The following is a 21,022-nucleotide window of genomic DNA, read 5'->3' as shown; positions in this document are numbered from 1 at the left end:
CGCGGGTGTTGCTCAGAGGTATTCGACGTTGCCATCGACGCTGATGGCTTGCCCGGTGATGTTGCGGGCGGCCGGTGAACAGAGAAACAAGGCCATGGCGGCGACGTCTTGCGCGCTGACCATGCGCTTGAGGGAAATCTTGTTCAGGTACTCCTTGCGCATCACCGCTTCGGGCACGCCCACTTGCGCGGCACGATCACGAATCACCCCGTCCATGCGCGGGCCTTCGACGATGCCGGGCAGCAAGGCGTTGACGCGGATATCGCTCTCGCCCAGCTCCGCAGCCAGGGACTTCATCAGGCCGACGATGGCCCATTTGCTCGCCGCGTAAGGCGTGCGCCAGGCGTAGCCGAGGCGCCCGGCCACCGAGGCGATGTGCAGCAGGTGGGCGTTGGGCGAGTCCTTGAGCAGTGGCACCGCGTGGTGGGCAAAGCGGTATTGCCCAGTGAGGTTGATGTCGAGGGTGCGCTGCCAATCGTCGTCGCTGATGGCGTCGATACCGGCGGTGGGCCCGGCAATGCCGGCGTTGTTGACCAGCACATCGAGTCCGCCGAACTGCTCGCGCTGGACCTTGAACACTGCCGCAACCTGCGCCGCATCGCCGACATCGGCGCGGGTGGCGACGCTGCCCGGGTAGCGATCACGAAACGCCGCCAGGGCCGCTTCGCTGACATCGCAGACATGCACCCGGGCGCCAGCTTCGAGATAGGCCGCCGCCAGCACTTCACCGATACCGGCAGCGCCGCCGGAGATCAACACGCGCAGGCCCGGATACGGCAGCAGACGCTTGAGAACGCTCATGCTTTTTTCACTCCTGAAACAGACCGCGCACGGTCGTTGTTGAGCAGCAAACGCGCCAGGGAATCGGCGGCCTGCATGATGTCGTCGGTCACCGCTGCCCGCGCAGCCGCCGCATCGCGGCCGGCCAGGGCGGCGACAATGCGGTCGTGGGCTTGCATCGAGCGTTGCAGGTGGGCTTTGTCCGGGGCGACCAGGGCAAAGCACGGGCCCATGTGCAGCCAGAAATTCTCCACTGCGGCGACGGTCAGCTCGGCCTGGGCCACGGCATAGATGCGCCGGTGAAAGGCGAAGTTGCCCCACAGGTAAGCCGGCACATCGACCTTGTCGGCGGCGGCCTGCATCTGCCTGCACAGCTCGGTGATTTCGGCCAGATCAGCATCCGTGAGATGGGCCACGGCCTTCTCGGCCAACAAACCTTCGAGGGCGACCCGGGCGTCGCGGATTTCGCGCAGGCGTTCGGTGTTCATCACCCGCACCCGCAAGCGCGAGGTTTCGGTGACTTCAAAAGCGTTTTCGGCGCTCAGGCGCTGCAGGGCTTCGCGTACCGGCATGGGGCTGGAACCCAGCGCTTCGGCCAGGCCACGGATGGTCAGTTTCTGCCCGGGCTGAAAGCGCCCGCTCATCAGCGCTTCGCGGATTTGCCGGTAGACCTGGTCTTGCAAGGTATCGCGGGACACCTGACGCAGGGCCGGCAACAGGACGGGACGATCGGTCATGGGAAAAGCCTGTGTTGTCGTTCTTGTGATCCGAATATGTGATCACAAATCAAATATGTCAAATAATATTCGATGCGCACGACGTAGTGCCTCTGCCTGGTTACGGACAAGGCAATGTGCAGGGTAATCGGTTCGTTCCGTGCGGCGGCAGGGGTTGGTCATTGTGCAGCGAATCGCCGCCAGCACCCGGGACCCGGCTCACGTTGCCTTTTGCCTTGCAACGGGCCTATAGTCGCAGCCGGCGTCATCCACGCCACCCGTCCGCGGAAAGGGCTGCGCCCAGGTTGTACACCCCACATTCTTGTCTACGACTCCCGGCCTGACAGCGGACAAGGCTCGCACAAGGAGTTCGTATGTCCGCTCGACTGTCGTCGCCGTCCCACGACGGGCGCATCAACCTCGAACAACAACGCAAACGCGCCAAAGAGCTGCTCCAGCGCCTACGCTCGGGTGCCGCACCCGCACAGCTGGCACTGCTCAGCCCTGCTCCGGCCTCCCCCCGCCTGGCCGATGCCCAGTGGCTGATCGCCCGCGACCTGGGCTTTGCCAGTTGGCCCACGCTCAAGGCGCATATCGACGCCATCGATTTTGCCGCCCGCCACCGGCAATTCGCTGCCGATGACGAAGCCGCTACCCAGCATTGGCGCTGCGGCAACGACATCAGCCACAGCTTGCGCCTGGCCGGGTTCACCGGCGCCTTCCACATGCTCAGCGACCCTCTGGTCATGGGCCCGGTGCGTGATTTGCCGACAGCGCCGTACCGCACCCTGCGCTGCGACTACATCAGCCAGGCCTATGGCCTGGAGCAGGTGCAGGTGCAGCGCAAGATGGAGGATGAATACGCGGCCCTGGCCCGGCTCGACGGCTGCCCTGGCGCGGTGCTCTGGTGCGAGGCGGATGCCTATGACCAGTTGTTTTTGATCCGCGTGCTGGCCGGGCTGCACAACCCGCCGCAGCGCCTGGAGCTGATCGAGATCGACCGCATGCCCGGGGTCGAACGCTTTATCGGCATCGGCCAATTGGCCCCGGACGTGCTGGCCTGGTTGTGGCCGCAGCGCCGGGCAGTGGACGCGCCAATGCTGCAACTGGCGCGCGAGGCCTGGGCCGCGTATTGCGCACCGTCGCCGCAGGCCTGGGCACAGTTGGCCCATCGGCACGACCTGGCCCTGCCCTTGCTCGCCCCTGCGCTGTTGCGCCAGCTGCAGGAGCTGCCCGGGGTGGACGATGGCTTGTCGCTCAGCGAACGCCTGGCGCTGCAGATCATCAGCGAATTCGGCCAGGTGCCGTTCGGCCGGGTGTTTGCCGAATTGATGGGCAAGCGCGAGCCGCTGCCCTATCTGGGCGACATGATGTTCCACGCCTTGCTGCGCCCGCTGATCGATTCGCCCACGCCGCTGCTCAACGAAGCCCAGGCTGAGCTGGAATGGCCGCGTCGGCCTTTGAGCCTCACCCCTTTGGGCGAGCAGGTGCTGGCGGGCCAGGCCTACTGGCTTGACCAGCAGGCCTCCGAACGCTGGGTCGGTGGTGTGCGCGTGCTGGCCGGGCAAGGTCACTGGGCGCTGGGCCGTGACCTGTGGCCGGTGTGGCGCGCAAAGACGGATTTTGTCGGGCAGAGGTAGCGCCGTGCCCATAGAGGCAGGTCGATACAGCGCCTGGCTCAGCGTTGCACGGCGGTGGTTTTCAGCCAGGTCTGAAAGTGCAGCGAGCCAACGATGGCACCGGCATCCGGGGTCAACGAACAGTCGTTGATCGGTGCGCCAAAATAGGTGGCCGCAGGGTCGGTAATGACTTCCCGGGCATCTTGATTGTGCTGCAGGTAGCTGCGCACGAAATCGGCCAGTGGCAGGCGATCGGGGCCGGCGACTTCCAGGGTGCGGTTGGCCGGCGCTTGCTCGACGAGGTTGGCCAGGGTCAGGGCCACGTCCGATGAGGCCACCGGCTGCAAGGTGGCGTTGGCCAGGCGCACGCAGTTGCCTTCGGCGCCGGAATAGGCAATGGCGCCCATGAACTCGAAAAACTGCGTGGCACGCAGGATGGTGTAGGGCCTGTCCGAGGCCTTGATCAGTTGCTCCTGGGCCAGCTTGGCGCGAAAGTAACCGCTGTCCTGCATGCGTTCGGTGCCGACCACCGACAGGGCGATGTGGTGACCAACCGCGGCCTTCTGTTCCGCGGCCAGCAGGTTGCGCCCCGAGGTCTGGAAAAATGCCAGCACGGCGGCGTCTTCGAAAGACGGTGAATTGGCGACATCGACCACCACGTCGGTGCCCTGCAGCGCCTGTTCCAGGCCTTCGCCGGTGAGGGTGTCGACGCCGGTCCGGGGCGAGGCGGCGAGCACCTTGTGGCCGTTGGCGCGCAGGTTGTTGCACAACTGGGTGCCGATCAGGCCGGTACCACCGATCACGACGATTTTCATGGCTGCTTCTCCCGAGGAGTGTCGCAACCCGTTATTTTACGCCGCGCAGCGCTGGCCCGCGCGTCAGCAGACGAGCGTCATCCTGGCTGATCCGGTACAGTACGCGCCGCTCGAGAGATGGATCCCGGGCCAATTGTCATGGAGTTATGCAGTGAAAAACCTGAGCAAAGTTGTCGCCTGCGGCCTGTTCGTCCTGGCCCTGGCAGGTTGCACCGGCACCCCGATGAAAACCCAGCAGTACAACGCCGACCAGTACACCGTGATCGGCCACAGCGAAGCGAGCGCCACCGGCTTGCTGGTGCTGGGCATCATCCCGGTGCGCCAGAACAGCCGCTTTGTCCGTGCGCAAAATGCCGCGATCAAGGCCAAGGGCGGCGATGCGATGATCAACACCCAGGTCCAGGAAAACTGGTTCTGGGCCTGGGTTCTGACCGGTTACACCACCAAGGTATCGGGTGATGTGGTCAAGCTGAACAACGTTCAGTAACGCCCGAACTGCGAGCGCTTCGCGCTCGATCGCGGGCAAGCCCGCTCCCACAATGGAACTGTACACACCACCCCTGTGGGAGCTGGCTTGCCAGCGATGAGGCCGGTACAGCCAGCACACCAGGTTTGCCTGAATTACGAGCGCTTCGCGCTCGATCGCGGGCAAGCCCGCTCCCACAGGGTTGGTGCTGGACCCGCGATCAGACCATCACCATAGCAAAAGCCGGTGATGCCAACCTTGCCGGTGGTTGCCGGATGCTTCATCAGCCATTCGATCACGGCGAAAGGGCCAAGGCGGTGCTCACTGGCTGAGGGCGATGGCCCACAAGCATAGTAGGCGTGGGCAAATAGCGTATGATCTGCCCGCCCCTCCACGAGGCTCCTCATCCCATGCCAATGAGCAAACGCGAACAGGCGCAGCTTGACCGCCGTCTGGTCGCTACCCTGACCAATGCCTGCGAGACCGCCAAGGCCGAAATCGTCGGTTTTGCCTGGCTCACTCACCTGGTCGACTACACCCGCTTCCCTTCCAGTTTGCAGGTGATCTGGGTATTCGAAAGCCGGGCCGCCAAAGACCACGCCCTGGCCAGCGGGCAAGGTGAGCGGATGATCGAGCTGACTGCTTTAGCGTTGCAGGACGCCGACGTCGAATTGCGCCCGCTTGCACCCCACGTGCAGTTCGACGTCGAAAAACGAGGCTGACACATGGCCAAGGACATCGAGAACCCCTGCATCGCCGTGTGCCAACTAAGCGGCGACCTGTGCCTGAGTTGCGGCCGCAGCAAGGACGACATCCGCAAATGGAAGCGCATGAAGCGCCCGGAAAAAATGGCTGCTGTGCAACGCGCCACCCAACGGATGAAAAGCCTGAAAAAAGCCAAAGGCTAACGCTTCAGGCACCTGCACCCTGAGTCAAGAAATCGATGAAGGCCCGAACCCGTAGCGGCACATGGCGGGCATGAGGGTACAGCAGGATGAACGGCCGTGAAGTGCCGCCATAGGGCGTCAGCACTTCCAGCAGCTGGCCGCTGTCGAGCTCCTGCTGCACAGTAAAGCGATACGCCTGCATCAACCCCGCGCCGCTTTTGACCAGAGTGGCGGTGGCGAGAAAGTCTTCCAGGCAGGTGATGCCACCGGCCACCTCCAGCTCCACGCGCTTGCCGTCGACCATGAACGACCAGGGCACCTTGCGCCCACTGCTGGGCAGTTCGAACTGAATGCACTGGTGAGTGGCCAGGTCATGCGGCGTCTGCGGCGTGCCCGCTTCACGCAGGTACTGCGGCGTCGCCACGATCACCAGCTCGGCGTCTTCCAGGCGCCGGGCGATCAGACGCGAGTCGGCCGGCTCGCGGCCGCGAATGGCCAGGTCGTAGCCTTCATCGGCAAAGTCGATGTTGCGGTTGCTGACGTGAATGTCGATCTGCACCTGCGGATACAACTGGCGGAACCCGGCCAGCCTGGGCAGCAAGCGAAAGTGGGCATAGGGCGTCGGCACGCTGATGCGCAGCAGCCCGGACGGCACGGCCTGGCCACCGCTGAGCGCACGCTCGGCATCCACCAGCTGGCTCAGGGCCTGGCGGCACTGCTCGTAGTAGCGGCGCCCGCCGTCGGTCAGGCGCATCTGCCGGGTGGTGCGCACGAACAGGCGCACGCCGAGGCGTTCTTCCAGGCGCGCCACCGAACGGCTGACCGCCGCCGGCGTCACCCCGGCCAGGGTCGCCGCGCCGGTAAAGCTGCTGGTTTCGGCAGCCAGGCAGAACAGCTCGATACTGCCCAGTTGAAGGTCGTCGAAATGGCGGGTCATGACGGCTCAATTGATTACATGGAGTATCAATTCAAATTCCATGCACACCATTTTTCAATACCTGCTTGCAAATTAAAGTCTGCCTCACCTGCCCGGCAACCCTGCCTGGCCCACTGGAGACTGACCATGCACACCGCCAAGACTGTCATCGTAACCGGCGCCTCGAGCGGCCTGGGTTTTGCCATCGCCAAGGCTTACCTTGAGCGCGGCGACAATGTGGTCGGCAACGCCCGCACCCTCGCCCGCCTGCAAGAGGCTGCCGCCAAGCTCGGCAACCCGGCCAACCTGTTGCTGGTCGAAGGTGATATTGCCCTGCCGCAAACGGCGCGCAAGCTGTTCGAGCAAGCCATCGAAGCCTTCGGCAAGGTCGATATCCTGGTCAACAACGCCGGGATCTTCATTGCCAAACCGGTCGCCGACTACACCGAAGCCGAGGTTGAAGCCATCGTCGACACCAACCTCAAGGGTTTCTTCTACCCGGCCCAGGCCGCAGCCCGGCACATGGCCAACAACGGCGCCGGGCATATCGTCAACATCACCGCCTCCATCGCCCTGCAGCCGAACATCAAGGTGCCGGCGCTGCTGCCGGTGCTGATCAAGGGCGGCATCAACCAGGCGGTGCGTGCCCTGGCCCTGGAACTGGCGCCGTCGCAGGTGCAGGTCAATGCCGTGGCCCCGGGGATCATCGATACCCCACTGCATGGCGATGACCCGCAGACCCGCGAGGCCCTCAAAGCCCTGGCGCCCACCGGGCAGGTCGGCTCGCCAGAGGATGTGGTCGACGCAGTGCTCTACCTGACGGACTCGACTTTTGTCACCGGCACGGTGATTGCCGTGGACGGTGGTTCGGCGACGGGTACCTGGTAAATCACACAGAGGAAACAAGCATGCCGTATGTCCATATTCGCGTGACCGATGAAGGCGTCACCCGCGAGCAGAAGCAGCAGTTGATCGAACAGACCACCGAGATGCTCGAGCGGGTGTTGAACAAACCACCGGCGTCGACCTTCGTGGTGATCGAGGAAGTCAATACCGATAACTGGGGCGTGGGAGGCGAGACGGTGACGACGCTGCGCAAGCGAGAAAAAGGCTAACCCCATCGCCGGCCAGCCAGCTACCCCCCAATCGCACGGCGAAGGGACGGATGGCTGGCCCGCACGGTAGAATCGCGCCATTGCCGTTTCTGCCTGGAGTCCCCCCTACCGATGCCCGTCCTCCACCACTTCGTCGCCCCGCCCGCGGAGCCGATCAAAAGCCAGATCCTGCAGATGGTGGTCGACTACCTGACCGACATCAGCAGCATCGCCCTGCCACCGAGCAACCCGCTGTACAGCCTGTACCAATACGGCATCGGTTTCGAAGTGCATCTGTACCTGGAGGCCATGGACGGCTCGCGTGGCATTCCGGTCGAGCTGATCGTGGCCATGGACCTCGACGATCCCGAGCAGGTGGTGGGCTTCCTGTTGTACCTGCCACTCACGGATGATCCCCTGGCGTGCTCGGTCGCCTACCTTGCCGTGCAGGCCAGCCACCGGCACCAGGGCATCGCCCGCGCCATGCTGGCGCAGATGACCGCACGCTACCCGCATGCCGAGCTTGGCTGCGTGGCAAGCAAGGTGCCGGTCTTCGAGGCCCTGGGCTTTCAGGTGATTGGCGCACGTGGCCCGCAGGTGTTGATGAACACCCGCGCCCAGGCCAGCGCCGGCATGGCGGCGGTGCTGGACATCGCACCGATCTACCGCACCCTGGAAGTGCAGCAGATTCACAGCTACTTGCTCAAGCAACACGGCAAGCGGGCCATGGTCGATGCCGAGAAACAGCGCGACCGCCACCTCGACCAGCTCAGCCGCAAGGCGCGGGCCCTGGCCCTCGAGCGCCTGGGTGAAGGGCCATGGCTGGACGGTGGTCGCGGGCTGCGGCTGGTCTAGCCGGCCTTCGCCACCTGGCTCATCAGCACCTGCAGCACGTACTGGGTGCCCTGCTCCACCTCGCCCTGGCGGCAGGCGATGCCCAGGTGCCGCCACAGACCCGGGCGCAGCGGGCGCATGCTGATTCGCCCGTCCGGTTCCGGCGCTGCCGACTCATGGGGCAGCAAGGTCGCGCCGTAACCCGCCGCTACCAGGCTTTTCACCGCATCGTTGTAGTTGAGCTGGATGCGCGCTTGCGGTTGCAGGCCGGCGCTGGCGAACCAGTCGTTGGTGACCCGCGACAGTTGGGTAGTGCTGTCGTTGAGGATCAAGGCGCGGCTGGCCAGCCAGGCCGGGCTGATGCGCGCCGGCGGCGACCAGCTTGCGGGGACGAAGGCCATGATCGGGTCGCGCCGCCACGGGCGAATCGCCAGGCCCTTGATCGCCGCTTGCGGCAGTGCCACCAGGCCGATGTCGAGGCTGCCGTCCTGCAGGCGGGCCAGCGATTCACTGGAAGTCAGCACCTGTACCTGGACGTCGATGCCCGGGTGCTGCACGCCGAGGAGGTCCAGTGCCTGCGGCAGCAAATGGGCGATGGCGCCGGTCGAGGCGCCCAGGCGCACCCGCCCGGCCAGGCCCTGGACCTGACGCTGGACATCATCCAGCGCCTGTTCGGCATCGGCCAGCAGGCGCCGGGCGCGTTCGAGCAGGGTTTCACCGATGGCCGTGGGGCGGACCTGCCCGCGTTTGCGCGACAGCAACGGCGCGCCGATGCGCGCCTCGAGGTCGGCAATGTGCAGGCTGACCGTGGGCGGCGCCAAGTTGAGCGCCCGCGCCGCCTGGGCGAAGGAGCCAAGGTCGGCGATCACCACCAGGGTACGCAGCCGGTCGAGGCTGATTTCACGCATGGGCTTGGCATTCAGAAAAAGTGAAGCTGAGCATCATGATATTCAAATTTTCTTTCGTCCAGCCGCAGGTGAAGATGGCCGCTCATTTGTAGCCTTTGCACGAGAGCATCCATGCACCAGCCCCTAGTCTTTATCGACGGCGACCAAGGCACCACCGGCCTGCAAATCCACGCTCGCCTGAACGGCCGCAACGACCTGCGCCTGCTGACCCTGCCGGCGGCCGAGCGCAAGAACCCGCAGCGGCGCGCCGAAGCGATCAACAGCGCCGACGTGGCGATCCTCTGCCTGCCGGACGATGCCGCCCGTGAAGCCGTGGCGGCCATCGTCAACCCGCACGTGCGCGTGATCGACGCCAGCTCCGCGCACCGCACCAGCGCGGGTTGGGTCTATGGTTTGCCGGAGCTGGATGAACTACAGGCCGAGCGCATCGCCCGGGCCAAGCGGGTCAGCAACCCCGGTTGCTACCCCACTGGCGCCATCGCCTTGTTGCGGCCGTTGGTCAGCGCAGGGCTGGTGCCGGCGGACTATCCGCTGACCGTGAACGCGGTGTCGGGTTACTCCGGTGGTGGCCGTGCGGCGGTCGAGCAGCATGAAGGGCCGGATGCGCAGGCGGCCCAGGGTGTGCGGGTGTATGGCTTGCACCTGGATCACAAGCATGTGCCGGAGATTGCGCAGCATGCCGGGTTGTCGCAACGGCCGGTGTTCGTACCCAGCTATGGCAGCTACCGTCAGGGCATTGTGCTGACCATTGCCCTGCAGACCCGGCTGCTGCCGGCGGGCGTGACTGCCGCGCATGTGCAGGCGTGCCTGGCTGAACAGTACCACGGTGCCCGGTATGTGCAGGTGGCGCCGCTGCAGCTAGGTGCGTCGGCGGTGCAACTGGACCCGCAAGCGGTCAACGACAGCAACGACCTGCGCCTGGCCGTGTTTGCCAATGAGCAGCATGGCCAGGTGCTGCTGACGGCGGTGTTCGACAACCTCGGCAAAGGCGCTTCGGGCGCGGCGGTGCAGAACCTGGAGCTGATGCTGGCGGCGATGGGCTGAGTGTGCATCGGGGCTGCTGCGCAGCCCATCGCCGGCAAGCCAGCTCCCACTGGGATTGTGCATGCAGGTCCACTGTGGGAGCCGGTCTTGCTGGCGATGGGGCGCGAAGCGGCCCCTCATATCACCTGCAACACTTGCAACGGCACCCAGCCAGCCGATTGCCCGGCGGTGCTGCACCAGTACCAATTGTCCCACCCCTCCTCACCGTCATAGCGCTCGCCGATGCTCAGTGGCGCCCCCTTGGCAAAGGTAATGGGCTCGGGGTATTCACTTCGGCGCGCTTCGATCACCCGGAACTTCACTGGGTTTCACCTCCATTTGAAAATCGCCGGCACTGCCGCCATCCTCAGCGGCCTGCCTCTTATGCGGATAGCTCAGCAGGGAAGAATATTGTCATGTGTGCAAGCTGCAGGATATCGGCCAGGGCGCTGGCTTGCGATCAGGAAATTACGTAGCATCCCTCGCTTTTTTCCCGACGGCACCCCGCTGCCGGGCCGCTCTTCAGGTAGGTCATGAGAACAACCCCGCTACGCACCGATGTCCTGGCAGGACTCACCACAGCCTTCGCCCTGGTGCCCGAGTGCATCGCCTTCGCCCTGGTGGCCCACCTCAACCCGTTGATGGGCCTGTATGGCGCCTTCATTATCTGCACCCTGACCGCCCTGCTCGGTGGCCGCCCAGGGATGATTTCCGGCGCGGCCGGCTCCATGGCCGTGGTTATCGTCGCCCTGGTGGTCACCCACGGCGTGCAATACTTGCTGGCCACCGTGCTGCTCGGCGGGCTGATCATGATCGCCTTCGGCCTGCTGCGCCTGGGCAAGCTGGTGCGCATGGTGCCGTATTCGGTGATGCTCGGCTTCGTCAACGGCCTGGCGATCATCATTGCCCTGGCCCAGCTTGAGCACTTCAAGGCCGATGGCGCCTGGCTCAGCGGTGCGCCGCTGTACCTGATGCTGGGGCTGGTGGCACTGACCATGGCCATCGTCTACCTGTTGCCACGCCTGACCCGCAGCGTGCCGCCGGCGTTGATCGCGATCCTTGCCATGGGCGTCGGGGTCTACCTGCTCGACCTGCCGACCCGCACCCTCGGCGACCTGGCGCACATCGCCGGGGGCCTGCCGGCCTTGAACTGGCCGCAGGTGCCGTGGAACCTCGAGACCCTGCAGGTCATCGCCCCCTACGCGCTGCTCATGGCCCTGGTCGGCCTGCTGGAAACCCTGCTGACCCTCAACCTCACCGACGAGATCAGCGAAACCCGCGGCCACCCCAACCGCGAGTGCGTAGCGCTGGGCGTAGCCAACATGACCTCCGGGCTGTTCGGCGGCATGGGCGGTTGCGCGATGATCGGCCAGACCGCGATCAATTTGAGCTCCGGCGGCCGCGGGCGGCTGTCGGGCGTGGTCGCCGGGGTGATGATCCTGATGTTCGTGCTGTTTCTGTCGCCGCTGATCGAGCGTATTCCGCTGGCGGCGCTGGTGGGAGTGATGTTCGTGGTCGCCCAGCAAACCTTCTCGTGGGCGTCATTGCGGGTGCTGCACAAGGTGCCGGTCAACGATGTCCTGGCGATCATCGCCGTGACCCTGGTGACGGTGTTCACCGACCTTGCTGCGGCGGTGCTGTGCGGCATCGTCATCGCTGCGCTCAATTTTGCCTGGCAACAGGCCCGCGAACTGTATGCCGACAGCCATGACGAAAGCGACGGCAGCAAGCTCTACAAGGTCCATGGCACGCTGTTCTTCGCCTCGACCGCGCCGTTCCTCAACCAGTTCGACCCGGCCAACGACCCGGCCCAGGTGACCCTCGACTGCCGCCACCTGAACGTCGTTGACTACTCGGCGATTACCGCGCTCAAGACCCTGCGCGAGCGCTACAGCAACAACGGCAAGCACCTGCGCGTGGTGCACCTGTCCGAGCGCTGCAAGCAGCTGCTCAAGCGTGCCGGGCTTGAGCACTAAGGCGCCTTACGGCGCGCCGAACATCGCCGTCCAGTAGATCCCGGCATCGCTTTTGGGGTCGACCGCGTAGGCCGCGCCCAGCTCGCTGAACAGCGGGTTCATCAGGTTGGCGCAGTGGCCGGGGCTGGCCAGCCAGCCATCGACCACCTTGCGCGGGGTGTCTTGCCCGGCGGCGATGTTCTCGCCGACCTGCTGGCCGGCATACCCGGCAAGCTCGGCACGATCGCCCGGGGTACGGCCGTCGCGGTCCTTGTGGTCAAAGACATTGTTGTTGGCCATTCCCCGCGTGTGGCTCTCGGCAGCGCCGGCCAGGGTGGCGTTCCAGGCCAACGGCGTGGTGGCGTTGAATGGCTGGCCGCCGCACTGGCGCGCCTGGCCGCGTGCGCTGTTGATCATCTCCAGGACCTTCTGCCCTTCGGCCTGCCAGTCGCCCAGACGCCCGGCCAGCAACGGCCGCGCCAGGACGATGCGCCAATCGCGGCCCTCGCGGCTGACCCCGACATCGACGAATTGCGGGTCGAGCACTACCTGGCAGAAACTCTCCTGCACCGCCTTCATGGCCGACTGCGCATCCCGCGGCCCAGACAGGCTGATGGCCTGGACGTTGACCATCGGGTAGCTCTTTTGCGCCAGGACCGCGCGCAGGTCGCCCATGCTGTTGGCCGGCAACACCAGGCGCGGATCGCTGGCCAGCGGCGGCAATTCCATCGAAGCCTGGCCGGCGCAGCGCTGGGCCTGGCTGCGGTAGGCGTTGATCGACTCGACCAGCTGCGACTCGTCACTGGCCTGGGCCGTCACGGTAAACGCCAGCCCCAGCGACACAGCCGCCAGGTGCACAACGGATGAGATGACGCGCATGTAAATCTCCCTTGAACGGACTGTGCCCATGATGCGCGATTTGTCCGTCAGCGGGCAGTGCCTGGGCAGCAAAACCTGCTGGTGGTCGGTTGGAATGATTGGTCGGCCGTGTTGTCGATTCAATAGAGGGCGCTCAACTGCAGGGCGCCGCTGGCGATAGCTACAGGCCGGCATTCAATTCGACGGGTTAGCAGTGAAAGGGGCTGACCATGCGCCTTGCCATTCTCATCACTTGCCTTGCTCTCGCCCTGCTCCTGGCGGATAGTGCCGCTGCGCAAAACCAGGCCCGGGAGGCCGAAGAAAAAGCCCAGGTGCTGGAGCAAAAAGCCGCCAGCAACCCCGATGCGCCACCCGCGCCCAGGTCCCAAGCCATCACCAGGACCGAAGTCCAGGCCGTCGACCCGGCCGGTGCAGCAGCGCTGGATGACGCCATCACCTGCCTTGCGCGCAGCATCTACTGGGAATCCAAGGGCGGTAAAGCCGAGGATATGGAAGCGGTGGCCAATGTGGTGATGAACCGGGTCGGCCACGCGGGCTTTCCCGATTCGGTCTGTGGTGTGGTCAAGCAAGGCTCGGAGCAAGGCGCCTGCCAGTTTTCCTGGTGGTGCGATGGCCGCTCGGACGATGTCCAGGAAGAGGTGCGCTACACCCTGGCCAAGGAGATCGCCCGCAAGGCCCTGAACAGGCAATTGCCTGATCGCACCGGCGGCGCCCTGTACTTCCACGACCGGCACGTGCGGCCGGACTGGTCGAAAAACTATGCCCGAACGGCCGAGACCCGTGAGTTTCTGTTCTACAAGCCGCGTAAGGGCAAGTCACACTAGCTCAATAGAAGTCGTAATAGAGCGCCCACTCGCCGCTGTCGCGATGCTTCCAGAACATCAGGCTACCGCTGTCGACCACGTTGAGGTTGATCTTGGCCTCGGATGAAATCTGGAAGACGAACTCGAAACCTTCGCCAGGGTCGACGCCCGATTGGCAGAACGACGGATAGCCGCCGATCTTGTGCTCGTAGGCGTGCGTGGTCACTTCGTAGTAGCTCTCGATGTCCCCTGCCCGTTCCAACCTGAGGATTTCCTCAACCAGGTCGTCCGGCACGCCCGCGCCATCCCACAGCGGATAGTCCTCGTCGAGTTTTTCAGCCCGCAAGGGGAAGGCCTTGAGGAAGGAATTGGCGACCGGCAGGTCCTTGCGCACCAGCTCATCGTCAGCGCGGTATTCACGGATCAGCCAGTTGTCGCCCATGGCCTCGAACTCATCCGGGAACGGGTAGCCGACGAACAGGGTGAGGACGCGGATGTCCTTGAGCGCCGGGCTGCTGAACGGCAGGCTGGGCAGGTGGAACTGGGCCACCGGCAACAGTTGTTCGCCGGCAGCGTTGGTCGGTACGCCTTCGTCGGGGCGGTAGAGGAACACCCGGCCGAGCCAGCTTTCTTCATCGCTGTTACTGGGGCGAAAACCACCGGCGAAAAAGCGCGTGGCGGGTTTGGCCAGGCGTTGTTTGATTGCTTGAATGTCCATATTACTCATCTATTTGACAGGCCCTATCGCGGGGCAAGCCCGCTCCTACAGGTGTGCTCTGCAGCCTGTGGGAGCGGCGCTTGCCCCGCGATGCATTTTAACTGCGCACCACCATCGCCTTGATGGTCTCGAACAACTCCTGCTGCGCCTGCTCCGCCGTAATCTCACCGTTCGCCGCAGAATGAGACAACGCCTCGGCCGCGCCGATCATCGCCCGCAATCCCGCGACGCCAATCTCGCCACGGCCACTGAACGGCTCCAGCAGCGCCCGGCATTTGCCCATGAACACCGCCTCGTACTCGCGCTTGAGCTGCTCAAGCTCCGGCGAGCTGGCCAGCGCGGCGATCACCCCGGGAATCTCCCGGCCCTGGGTCAAGACGCAGTCGACGTAGGAGCTGGCAATCACCGCAGCGGTACTTTCAAGCGTCGGCTCACTGGCGGCCAGGGCGGCATCCATCACCGCCGTCTGGCGCACATCAAAGGACTGATACAGCGCCGCAAGCAGCCCCGAACGGGTACCAAAATGGTCATAGACCACCGGTTTGGTAACCCCGGCCAACTCAGCCAGGCGCCCCAGGGTCAGGGCTTCGGTACCCTCCTCACGGATCAGGTGCCAGGCCACGTCCAGGAGCTGCTGCTGACGGTCTTCCCGGGACAGGCGCCGACGCGGTTGCGGATCGCTTGACATGCTTGCCTACCAAAAGTAACTTACCAAAAGTAACTTATGCCCAGCATACAACTTACGCCCCTTCCCCGCAATTCGCAGGAGTCCTTGCCATGCACGCACTTGTGGTTGTCGCTCATCATGATCCGCGCTCGCTGACCCACAGCCTGGCGGCCACGTTCGCTGAAGGCCTGGCGCACAACGGCGATCGCGCCGAAGTCGTCGACCTGTACGGCGAAGGCTTCAACCCGCTGTTCGGCCCTGCCGACCACGCGGTCCACCATCGCGCAACAGCGCCCGCCGATGTGCTCGCCGAGCAGGCGCGCATCGACCGCAGCGATGCCCTGGTGCTGATCTATCCGGTGTACTGGTGGTCGATGCCGGCGCTGCTCAAGGGCTGGATCGATCGGGTCTTCGTCAATGGCTGGGCCTTCGACTTCAGCCCCCAGGCCCCCCTGGTGAAAAGGCTGCGGCACCTCAATGTGCACCTGGTCGGCGTCGGCGGCGCCGATGCCGCAACCTATGCCAGGCATGGCTATGAGCAGGCAATGAAGACCCAGATCGATCACGGCATCTTCGATTACTGCGGCGCCCGGGTGCTGAGCTCGACCTTGCTGCTGGACTCGGAAAGCGCAGACCCCGGCGCCCACCTTCAAAGCATGTTCGAGCGCGGCCGCACCTTGTTCGCCGAAGTGCCCGAGCCCCCTGAAGCGGCGGCCTGCTCGAGACCAAGCGATCCATTGATGCCGCTGGTGAGCTGAGCGGCTCAGGCATGTGACAGCAACGCAAACATCAGCCTGGCATCCTCGATGAACCGGCCGGCCTGGCCCAGCACGAACAGGCTGTCATCGGACTCCAGCGGCTGCGCCTCGAAGCCGCTGACATCCAGCGGCGCAAACCCCAGCACCACCCGCGTGGTCTGGGGCGTGCAGAGCTGTGCAATCAGCGTCTGCAGGTCGAGCGCTTGCCTGGCGAATACGTCATAGAGCGTCATCACGCCGTCGGCAACTTCCATCACCACATAGGCCTGCAACGCTGCCGAGTAATGAACGCACTCTTTGAAAAACGACGTGCAATAGAACATCGTCTGGTCATGATTGCTGCACATCGCCAAGCGCGCAGCGGGCACGGCGCAGTCGACCGCGTGGATGAAGCGCTGGCGTTCGAGCAGGTCGTCCATGTCCACCTTGTGGAAGCTGCAAGGCTGCGCTGATGGCGTTAGCGCTACGCTGTACTGATGCTCCAGCACCCGCTCAAAACCGAACTTGGGGTAGTAATCCAGCACCGTGTCGTTGGCAAACAGGTAGAGCAGGTCGCACTGGCCCCGCCACCTGTCCAGCACTCGCTCCAGCAGCACGCGGCTCAAGCCCTTGCCTTGGTACTCCGGGGCAACCATGACAGTCCCCAGCTGGATGCAGCGCTTGCGCTCGCCACGCACGTCGAAGTGCATCAGGTTGACCGAGATATTGGCAACGATGCGCCCATCATGGGCCAATGCACAGGGCTGGTAGCCCTCGCCCCAATAGCCATCCTGGTACCACTGCTCGAAATCGAACTCGAACGTCTGGTGGGTCAAGGCGTTGAAGCTGGCGCGCAGCCGCGTATCGTCCTTGAAGTGTTCCAGCAGACTGAACTGCTGGCCCGCGAGTGACAGGTCCATTCTCTTTCCCTTGATTCGTCTGGGCGCCACCCTATAACTGCCCCCACGGACAGTCTGTAGGTAAATTGTAAAGCGGCGCCCCTGCAGGTGATTGCACCTTGCCTTACTGCACAGGTAATATTGAGAACGATTCACACTAACACCTTCGGAAACGCCAACCGGTGCCAACCTCCTCCACCCGCAAGCTGGGCTTTTTTTTCAGCGACCACCACCGTTGGCTCCTGCAGCATATCCACAAGCGCCTGCGCAACCGCGCCGATGCCGAAGACACCGCCGCCGAGACCTTCTGCCAGATGCTCGCGGCCCAGGTCGACCCTGCGAGTATCCAGCAGCCGCGCGCCTACCTGTCGACCATCGCCCGCCGGTTGATTTTCGACCGCCATCGCCGTCGCCAGCTGGAGCTGGCCTACCTGGAACGTTTGTCGGCCCTGCCCGAGCCGCTGGCGCCCTCCCCCGAGGAGCAACTGCTGCTGATCGAGGCACTGGTGAGCATCGACCGGGTGCTCGACGGCCTGCCGATGATCGTCAAGGCCACCTTCCTCTACAGCCAGCTCGATGGCATGAGCTACGTCGATATCGCGCGCAAGCTCGACCTCTCCGAGCGCACCGTCAGCCGCTACATGAAGCAAGCCCTGAGCCAGTGCTACCTCAGTGAGCTGGCGCCATGAACCCGCGCCGCCTCGACCCAAGCGCAGAAGCCGCCATCGACTGGATGGTGCGCTTGAGTTCGGGCAACACCGACGCCCAGTTGCACAGCGACTTCAGCCAGTGGCTGGGCAGCGACCCGGCTCACGCCCAGGCCTGGGCACACTTGCAAGAGCGCCTTGGCGGTGCCTGCCAGACCGTGCGCAACTTCGAGCGCCGCGCCCCCGGCCAGGCCGGTGAGGCTCGCCAGCTGTTGCTGCAAGCCAATGGCTCTCGGCGCGAACTGCTGCGTGCCTTTGTCGGTATCGGCGTGCTCGGCGGTGGCCTGTGGCTGGGTGCGCGCAGTGAGATGGGCGAAGCGCTGCTGGCCGATTTGCGCACAGCCAGGGGCGAGCGCCGGGACTTCACCCTGGCCGACGGCAGCCGGCTCAGCCTGAATGCCGGCAGCGCTGCCGACCTGCAGTTCGATGCCGGTCAACGGCTGGTTATCCTGCGCCGTGGCGAACTGATCATCCAGGTCGCCGCCGACCCGCAGCGGCCGTTGCGGGTGCGTAGCGCCCAAGGTGAAATGCGCGCCCTCGGCACGCGCTTTCTGGTCAGCCAGGAGGCCGAGGCCACGCGCCTGGTAGTGCTTGAGCATTCGGTACGGGCGCGGCTGTTCAACGGCAGCGAGCTGGAGGTGCAGGAAGGCCAGGCCGCGTTGCTGCGCGGCGAACGCATCGAGGCCCTGGGCAATGGCGAGCGCCAGCGTGCCGACTGGCTCAGCGGGCGCCTGAATGTGCTGGATGATTCCCTCGCCTCCGTGGTCGAGGCGCTACGCCCCTACTACCGAGGGTTTGTCCGGGTCGAACCCGAGGTTCGCGGGCTGCGCGTGCAAGGTGTATTCCCGTTGGACGAACCGCAGCGGGCCTTCGCCGCACTGGCCGAAACCCTGCCGGTCAAGGTCGATCAATACAGCCCCTGGCTGACGCTGATTCGGGCCAAGAATCAGCGTCAAGAATAATTTATGAAAATCACTCGTATTTGTGTCCGGTTTTCATTTCTCATCACACCTATCTCCTGACACGCCAACATAATCAGGAGAATTCCGTGCTCAACCCTTGGTCCCACGCCCTTCCTGTCGCCGTGGCCCTGGCTACGCTGGCCAGCACCGCCCAGGCCCAGGAACAGGCCCTGAGCTTCAACCTGCCCGCCACCTCACTGGCCAGCACCCTCAATGCCATCGCCAGCCAGAGCGGCCGTATCGTTTCCCTCGATCCGGCGTTGGTCCAGGGCAAGCAGGCACCGGCAATCGTCGGCAGGATGAGCGCCGTGCAGGCCATGCAAAAAGCCCTGGCCGGCAGCGGCCTGCAGTTGCTGGTCACCGAACAGGGCAACTTCAGCGTGCTGCCGAGCATCGACACCGGCAACGCCCTGGAGCTGGGCGCCACCAGCATCAGCGGCATCAGCAGCGGTGTCGATGCGGCCACTACCGAGGGCACGGGCTCCTATGCGGCGCGGGCGACCACCATTGGCAAGGGCAGCCATACGCTCAAGGAAATCCCCCAGTCGGTCACGGTGATGACCCGCCAGCAGATGGACGATCAGAACATTGTCGACCTCAAGGACGCGGTCAACCAGACCACCGGCCTGGTCGGCTTGCAAGGCGTAGGCCCGGGCCTGATCATTTCATCGCGCGGCTTTCAGATCGACGACTGGCAGTACGACGGCGTGGCGATCCCGCGCAACACCTACTCGCTGGGCAACTGGGCGACCCAGGACCTGATCTTCTTCGACCGCATGGAAGTGCTGCGCGGTGCCTTGGGCCTGTTGCAAGGCACCGGCAGCCCGGGCGGCACCGTCAACCTGGTGCGCAAGCGCGGCCAGAACACACCCACCGTGACCGTCACCGGCAAGGCCGGCAGCTGGGACCACTACGGCCTGCAACTGGACGCCGGCGGCCCGTTGAACGATGCCGGCACCGTGCGCGGGCGCTTCGTCGCCGACGAGGACCAGAGCGATTCGTTCGTCGACTACGAATGGAGCAAGACCCATTCGCTGTACGGCGCGCTGGACTTCGACTTGAACGAGGCCACCACCCTGGGCTTCGCGGTCAGCCAGTCCAACGCCGAGTCGCGGCCGATGCTGCGCGGGTTGCCGCGCTATGCCGACGGCAGCGGCCTGGATGTGCCGCGTTCGACCTTTACCGGCTCGCGCTGGAACCATTCGGAAATCGACGTCACCACCCTGTACGCCGACCTTGAGCACCGCTTCAACGACGACTGGAAATTCCACGTTGGTGCGATCCGCATGAGTGAAACCAACGAGTCGACCCACCAGCGCGTACAGACCGTTGATGATGCCATCAACTTCGATGGCAGCGGTGTCAGCTATGCCGACTGGGTAACCGATTTCGACTCTACCAAGATCGGTGCCGACATGTACGTGGAGGGCAAATTCAACGCCTTCAACCTCGAGCAGGAAATCACCCTGGGTGGCAACTACTCGAAGCTGACCACCGATGACCTGTTCGCGCGCACCTTCAACGACAGCACTGACAACATCTTCGCTATCGACCATCACCGCCCGGACATCAGCTACGACAGCTTGCTCGCCAAGCCCAACGGCCGTGGTTTCAGCAGTGGCTATGACGTGCGCCAGAAAGGCCTGTACGGCGTCTGGCGGGTCAAGCTGGCCGAGCCGTTGACCCTGGTGCTGGGTTCGCGGGTCAGCTGGTTCGACTACCGCTATGACTCCACCACGTATGCCGCCATCACCCGCGCCCCTTCGGTCAGCCCGACCAGCACCATGACCGAAAGCGGCGAAGTTACCCCGTACGTCGGCATCATCTACGACCTGAGCCATGAATGGTCGCTGTACGCCAGTTACGCCGACGTCTTCGTGCCGCAGACCGAACGCGCCGTCGGCGGCGCGGCGCTCAAGCCGATCATTGGCAGCAACTACGAAATGGGCATCAAGGGCGAACTGCTCGATGGCCGCGTCAATACCTCCCTGGCGGTGTTCCGCTACGACCAGGAAAACCGCGCGATCACCGACAAGGCCTCAGGCTTTGCCTGCGATGACTGGTACTGCTCCACCGCCGCCGGCAAGGTACGCAGCCAGGGTATCGAAGCCGAAGTCAGCGGCGAAGTGCTCAGCGGCCTGCAGCTGTTCGCCGGCTACACCTACAACACCACGACCTTCCTCGAAGACCCGGACAACAAGGGCAAGGTGTTCAGCACCTGGACGCCCAAGCACATGCTGCGCATGTGGGGTAACTACCAACTGCCGGGTGACTGGAGCAAGGTCAGCACCGGCCTGGGCTTCACCGCGCAGTCCCATACCCTGGGTTACGAGCATACCTACGACGTACCCGGCTACGCCGTGTGGAACGCGCGCCTGGCGTACCAGCTGACCCCGGAAGTGGGCCTGGCGCTCAATGCCAACAACCTGTTCGACAAGCACTACTACATCGCTGCCTACAACCAGCTCAACGGCAACAACAACTTTGGTGACCCACGCAACTTCACCTTTACCGTGAAGTACACGCCGCAGTTCTAGGTTGCTAGTGCCGGCCTCATCGCTGGCAAGCCAGCTCCCACAGTGGATCTGTGTACGCCGGACTTGTGGGAGCTGGCCTTGCCAGCGATCGGGCGCGAAG

24 protein-coding genes and 1 pseudogene are annotated in these 21,022 nt (G+C 64.4%); 14 read left to right on the top strand and 11 right to left on the bottom strand.

What is annotated here, in order from left to right; genetic code table 11:
- Window positions 1-12 precede the first annotated feature (12 nt).
- Both KHO53_RS20895 and KHO53_RS20890 read right to left on the bottom strand, forming a co-directional pair.
- Window positions 13-801, bottom strand: a complete 789-nt coding sequence (locus KHO53_RS20895; RefSeq protein ID WP_010225554.1) for an SDR family oxidoreductase — start codon at window positions 799-801, stop codon at window positions 13-15.
- Window positions 798-1,517 carry a GntR family transcriptional regulator gene (locus tag KHO53_RS20890; RefSeq protein WP_213570756.1) on the bottom strand — a complete coding sequence of 240 codons (720 nt, stop codon included), beginning with the start codon at window positions 1,515-1,517 and terminating at the stop codon, window positions 798-800. Before KHO53_RS20890 ends, KHO53_RS20895 begins: the two co-directional genes overlap by 4 nt.
- Window positions 1,518-1,870: 353 nt before the next feature.
- On the opposite strand from KHO53_RS20890, the gene KHO53_RS20885 reads away from it, so the two are divergent.
- Window positions 1,871-3,136, top strand: a complete 1,266-nt coding sequence (locus KHO53_RS20885) for a DUF1835 domain-containing protein (protein ID WP_010225550.1) — start codon at window positions 1,871-1,873, stop codon at window positions 3,134-3,136.
- A gap of 38 nt (window positions 3,137-3,174) precedes the next feature.
- On the opposite strand, the gene KHO53_RS20880 is transcribed toward KHO53_RS20885, so the two are convergent.
- Window positions 3,175-3,930: an SDR family oxidoreductase gene (locus KHO53_RS20880; protein WP_100782256.1), complete on the bottom strand. Its 756-nt coding sequence runs from the start codon at window positions 3,928-3,930 to the stop codon at window positions 3,175-3,177.
- A 151-nt stretch (window positions 3,931-4,081) separates the two neighbouring features.
- Between KHO53_RS20880 and KHO53_RS20875 the strand changes: the two genes are divergently transcribed.
- A complete protein-coding gene (locus tag KHO53_RS20875) occupies window positions 4,082-4,417 on the top strand; it encodes a hypothetical protein (protein WP_010225545.1) in 336 nt (111 codons plus the stop codon).
- 200 nt (window positions 4,418-4,617) lie between these two features.
- Here the strand turns inward: KHO53_RS20875 and KHO53_RS20870 are convergent.
- Window positions 4,618-4,701: pseudogene (locus KHO53_RS20870) on the bottom strand (CocE/NonD family hydrolase); the annotation flags it as partial.
- Window positions 4,702-4,806: 105 nt separating this feature from the next.
- Between KHO53_RS20870 and KHO53_RS20865 the strand changes: the two are divergent.
- Window positions 4,807-5,118, top strand: coding sequence for a hypothetical protein (locus KHO53_RS20865; RefSeq protein ID WP_051636786.1), 312 nt, complete (start codon window positions 4,807-4,809; stop codon window positions 5,116-5,118).
- Window positions 5,119-5,121: 3 nt separating this feature from the next.
- On the top strand, window positions 5,122-5,304 hold the full coding sequence (locus tag KHO53_RS20860; protein ID WP_010225542.1) for a DUF1289 domain-containing protein: 183 nt from the start codon (window positions 5,122-5,124) through the stop codon (window positions 5,302-5,304).
- A 4-nt stretch (window positions 5,305-5,308) separates the two neighbouring features.
- Here the strand turns inward: KHO53_RS20860 and KHO53_RS20855 are convergent, their stop codons facing one another.
- Window positions 5,309-6,220 (bottom strand): LysR family transcriptional regulator, encoded by a 912-nt coding sequence (locus KHO53_RS20855; RefSeq protein WP_010225539.1) that lies wholly within the window; start codon window positions 6,218-6,220, stop codon window positions 5,309-5,311.
- A 126-nt stretch (window positions 6,221-6,346) separates the two neighbouring features.
- On the opposite strand from KHO53_RS20855, the gene KHO53_RS20850 reads away from it, so the two are divergent.
- The 3 genes from KHO53_RS20850 to KHO53_RS20840 all read left to right on the top strand — a co-directional run bounded on the left by KHO53_RS20850 (window position 6,347) and on the right by KHO53_RS20840 (window position 8,148).
- Window positions 6,347-7,087 carry an SDR family NAD(P)-dependent oxidoreductase gene (locus KHO53_RS20850; protein ID WP_036996115.1) on the top strand — a complete coding sequence of 247 codons (741 nt, stop codon included), beginning with the start codon at window positions 6,347-6,349 and terminating at the stop codon, window positions 7,085-7,087.
- A gap of 20 nt (window positions 7,088-7,107) precedes the next feature.
- On the top strand, window positions 7,108-7,314 hold the full coding sequence (locus KHO53_RS20845; RefSeq protein WP_010225536.1) for a tautomerase family protein: 207 nt from the start codon (window positions 7,108-7,110) through the stop codon (window positions 7,312-7,314).
- 111 nt (window positions 7,315-7,425) lie between these two features.
- Window positions 7,426-8,148: a GNAT family N-acetyltransferase gene (locus KHO53_RS20840; protein ID WP_213570755.1), complete on the top strand. Its 723-nt coding sequence runs from the start codon at window positions 7,426-7,428 to the stop codon at window positions 8,146-8,148.
- On the opposite strand, the gene KHO53_RS20835 is transcribed toward KHO53_RS20840, so the two are convergent.
- Window positions 8,145-9,035: a LysR family transcriptional regulator gene (locus KHO53_RS20835; RefSeq protein WP_010225534.1), complete on the bottom strand. Its 891-nt coding sequence runs from the start codon at window positions 9,033-9,035 to the stop codon at window positions 8,145-8,147. The genes KHO53_RS20840 and KHO53_RS20835 overlap by 4 nt on opposite strands.
- Window positions 9,036-9,146: 111 nt before the next feature.
- On the opposite strand from KHO53_RS20835, the gene argC reads away from it, so the two are divergent.
- Window positions 9,147-10,079 carry an N-acetyl-gamma-glutamyl-phosphate reductase gene (argC, locus tag KHO53_RS20830; protein WP_213570754.1) on the top strand — a complete coding sequence of 311 codons (933 nt, stop codon included), beginning with the start codon at window positions 9,147-9,149 and terminating at the stop codon, window positions 10,077-10,079.
- A gap of 116 nt (window positions 10,080-10,195) precedes the next feature.
- Here argC and KHO53_RS25665 read toward each other — a convergent pair whose 3' ends face one another.
- Complete coding sequence (locus KHO53_RS25665; protein WP_258702541.1) at window positions 10,196-10,381, bottom strand: SH3 domain-containing protein; 186 nt, start codon at window positions 10,379-10,381, stop codon at window positions 10,196-10,198.
- 210 nt (window positions 10,382-10,591) lie between these two features.
- On the opposite strand from KHO53_RS25665, the gene KHO53_RS20820 reads away from it, so the two are divergent.
- On the top strand, window positions 10,592-12,034 hold the full coding sequence (locus KHO53_RS20820) for a SulP family inorganic anion transporter (RefSeq protein ID WP_213570753.1): 1,443 nt from the start codon (window positions 10,592-10,594) through the stop codon (window positions 12,032-12,034).
- A 6-nt stretch (window positions 12,035-12,040) separates the two neighbouring features.
- On the opposite strand, the gene KHO53_RS20815 is transcribed toward KHO53_RS20820, so the two are convergent.
- On the bottom strand, window positions 12,041-12,892 hold the full coding sequence (locus tag KHO53_RS20815) for a CAP domain-containing protein (protein ID WP_010225530.1): 852 nt from the start codon (window positions 12,890-12,892) through the stop codon (window positions 12,041-12,043).
- A 209-nt stretch (window positions 12,893-13,101) separates the two neighbouring features.
- Here KHO53_RS20815 and KHO53_RS20810 point away from each other — a divergent pair, with 209 nt between their 5' ends.
- Window positions 13,102-13,716, top strand: a complete 615-nt coding sequence (locus KHO53_RS20810; RefSeq protein WP_213570752.1) for a cell wall hydrolase — start codon at window positions 13,102-13,104, stop codon at window positions 13,714-13,716.
- A 1-nt stretch (window position 13,717) separates the two neighbouring features.
- Here KHO53_RS20810 and KHO53_RS20805 read toward each other — a convergent pair whose 3' ends face one another.
- Both KHO53_RS20805 and KHO53_RS20800 read right to left on the bottom strand, forming a co-directional pair.
- The gene (locus KHO53_RS20805; protein WP_213570751.1) at window positions 13,718-14,413 is read right to left on the bottom strand and encodes a DUF1963 domain-containing protein; all 696 of its coding nucleotides are present in this window, start codon (window positions 14,411-14,413) and stop codon (window positions 13,718-13,720) included.
- A 97-nt stretch (window positions 14,414-14,510) separates the two neighbouring features.
- Window positions 14,511-15,101, bottom strand: a complete 591-nt coding sequence (locus tag KHO53_RS20800) for a TetR/AcrR family transcriptional regulator (protein WP_010225524.1) — start codon at window positions 15,099-15,101, stop codon at window positions 14,511-14,513.
- An 89-nt stretch (window positions 15,102-15,190) separates the two neighbouring features.
- Between KHO53_RS20800 and KHO53_RS20795 the strand changes: the two genes are divergently transcribed.
- Window positions 15,191-15,838 (top strand): NAD(P)H-dependent oxidoreductase, encoded by a 648-nt coding sequence (locus KHO53_RS20795; protein ID WP_036996120.1) that lies wholly within the window; start codon window positions 15,191-15,193, stop codon window positions 15,836-15,838.
- Window positions 15,839-15,843: 5 nt separating this feature from the next.
- Here the strand turns inward: KHO53_RS20795 and KHO53_RS20790 are convergent, their stop codons facing one another.
- Entirely contained in the window at window positions 15,844-16,737 is an 894-nt protein-coding gene (locus KHO53_RS20790; RefSeq protein ID WP_213570750.1) for a GNAT family N-acetyltransferase, read from the bottom strand.
- A 161-nt stretch (window positions 16,738-16,898) separates the two neighbouring features.
- Between KHO53_RS20790 and KHO53_RS20785 the strand changes: the two genes are divergently transcribed.
- From KHO53_RS20785 to KHO53_RS20775, 3 genes are all read left to right on the top strand, one after another.
- A complete protein-coding gene (locus KHO53_RS20785; RefSeq protein WP_010225519.1) occupies window positions 16,899-17,405 on the top strand; it encodes a sigma-70 family RNA polymerase sigma factor in 507 nt (168 codons plus the stop codon).
- Window positions 17,402-18,385 carry a FecR domain-containing protein gene (locus KHO53_RS20780; RefSeq protein WP_159388411.1) on the top strand — a complete coding sequence of 328 codons (984 nt, stop codon included), beginning with the start codon at window positions 17,402-17,404 and terminating at the stop codon, window positions 18,383-18,385. Before KHO53_RS20785 ends, KHO53_RS20780 begins: the two co-directional genes overlap by 4 nt.
- 86 nt (window positions 18,386-18,471) lie before the next feature.
- Complete coding sequence (locus tag KHO53_RS20775) at window positions 18,472-20,922, top strand: TonB-dependent siderophore receptor (RefSeq protein WP_213570749.1); 2,451 nt, start codon at window positions 18,472-18,474, stop codon at window positions 20,920-20,922.
- Window positions 20,923-21,022 lie beyond the last annotated feature (100 nt).

It is taken from the genome of Pseudomonas sp. RC2C2 (assembly GCF_018390435.1).
In the GTDB taxonomy this organism is placed as follows: domain Bacteria; phylum Pseudomonadota; class Gammaproteobacteria; order Pseudomonadales; family Pseudomonadaceae; genus Aquipseudomonas; species Aquipseudomonas donghuensis.
Note: the sequence above shows the minus strand (reverse complement) of the source record. Positions and strands in the feature narration are given on the sequence as shown.

Excerpts from the sequence above, each read along its gene's own strand:
- KHO53_RS20895 (WP_010225554.1), bottom strand. The coding sequence starts at position 801 with ATGAGCGTTCTCAAGCGTCTGCTGCCGTATCCGGGCCTGCGCGTGTTG.
- KHO53_RS20890 (WP_213570756.1), bottom strand. The coding sequence starts at position 1,517 with ATGACCGATCGTCCCGTCCTGTTGCCGGCCCTGCGTCAGGTGTCCCGC.
- KHO53_RS20885 (WP_010225550.1), top strand. The coding sequence starts at position 1,871 with ATGTCCGCTCGACTGTCGTCGCCGTCCCACGACGGGCGCATCAACCTC.
- KHO53_RS20880 (WP_100782256.1), bottom strand. The coding sequence starts at position 3,930 with ATGAAAATCGTCGTGATCGGTGGTACCGGCCTGATCGGCACCCAGTTG.
- KHO53_RS20865 (WP_051636786.1), top strand. The coding sequence starts at position 4,807 with ATGCCAATGAGCAAACGCGAACAGGCGCAGCTTGACCGCCGTCTGGTC.
- KHO53_RS20860 (WP_010225542.1), top strand. The coding sequence starts at position 5,122 with ATGGCCAAGGACATCGAGAACCCCTGCATCGCCGTGTGCCAACTAAGC.
- KHO53_RS20855 (WP_010225539.1), bottom strand. The coding sequence starts at position 6,220 with ATGACCCGCCATTTCGACGACCTTCAACTGGGCAGTATCGAGCTGTTC.
- KHO53_RS20850 (WP_036996115.1), top strand. The coding sequence starts at position 6,347 with ATGCACACCGCCAAGACTGTCATCGTAACCGGCGCCTCGAGCGGCCTG.
- KHO53_RS20845 (WP_010225536.1), top strand. The coding sequence starts at position 7,108 with ATGCCGTATGTCCATATTCGCGTGACCGATGAAGGCGTCACCCGCGAG.
- KHO53_RS20840 (WP_213570755.1), top strand. The coding sequence starts at position 7,426 with ATGCCCGTCCTCCACCACTTCGTCGCCCCGCCCGCGGAGCCGATCAAA.
- KHO53_RS20835 (WP_010225534.1), bottom strand. The coding sequence starts at position 9,035 with ATGCGTGAAATCAGCCTCGACCGGCTGCGTACCCTGGTGGTGATCGCC.
- argC (WP_213570754.1), top strand. The coding sequence starts at position 9,147 with ATGCACCAGCCCCTAGTCTTTATCGACGGCGACCAAGGCACCACCGGC.
- KHO53_RS20820 (WP_213570753.1), top strand. The coding sequence starts at position 10,592 with ATGAGAACAACCCCGCTACGCACCGATGTCCTGGCAGGACTCACCACA.
- KHO53_RS20815 (WP_010225530.1), bottom strand. The coding sequence starts at position 12,892 with ATGCGCGTCATCTCATCCGTTGTGCACCTGGCGGCTGTGTCGCTGGGG.
- KHO53_RS20810 (WP_213570752.1), top strand. The coding sequence starts at position 13,102 with ATGCGCCTTGCCATTCTCATCACTTGCCTTGCTCTCGCCCTGCTCCTG.
- KHO53_RS20805 (WP_213570751.1), bottom strand. The coding sequence starts at position 14,413 with ATGGACATTCAAGCAATCAAACAACGCCTGGCCAAACCCGCCACGCGC.
- KHO53_RS20800 (WP_010225524.1), bottom strand. The coding sequence starts at position 15,101 with ATGTCAAGCGATCCGCAACCGCGTCGGCGCCTGTCCCGGGAAGACCGT.
- KHO53_RS20795 (WP_036996120.1), top strand. The coding sequence starts at position 15,191 with ATGCACGCACTTGTGGTTGTCGCTCATCATGATCCGCGCTCGCTGACC.
- KHO53_RS20790 (WP_213570750.1), bottom strand. The coding sequence starts at position 16,737 with ATGGACCTGTCACTCGCGGGCCAGCAGTTCAGTCTGCTGGAACACTTC.
- KHO53_RS20780 (WP_159388411.1), top strand. The coding sequence starts at position 17,402 with ATGAACCCGCGCCGCCTCGACCCAAGCGCAGAAGCCGCCATCGACTGG.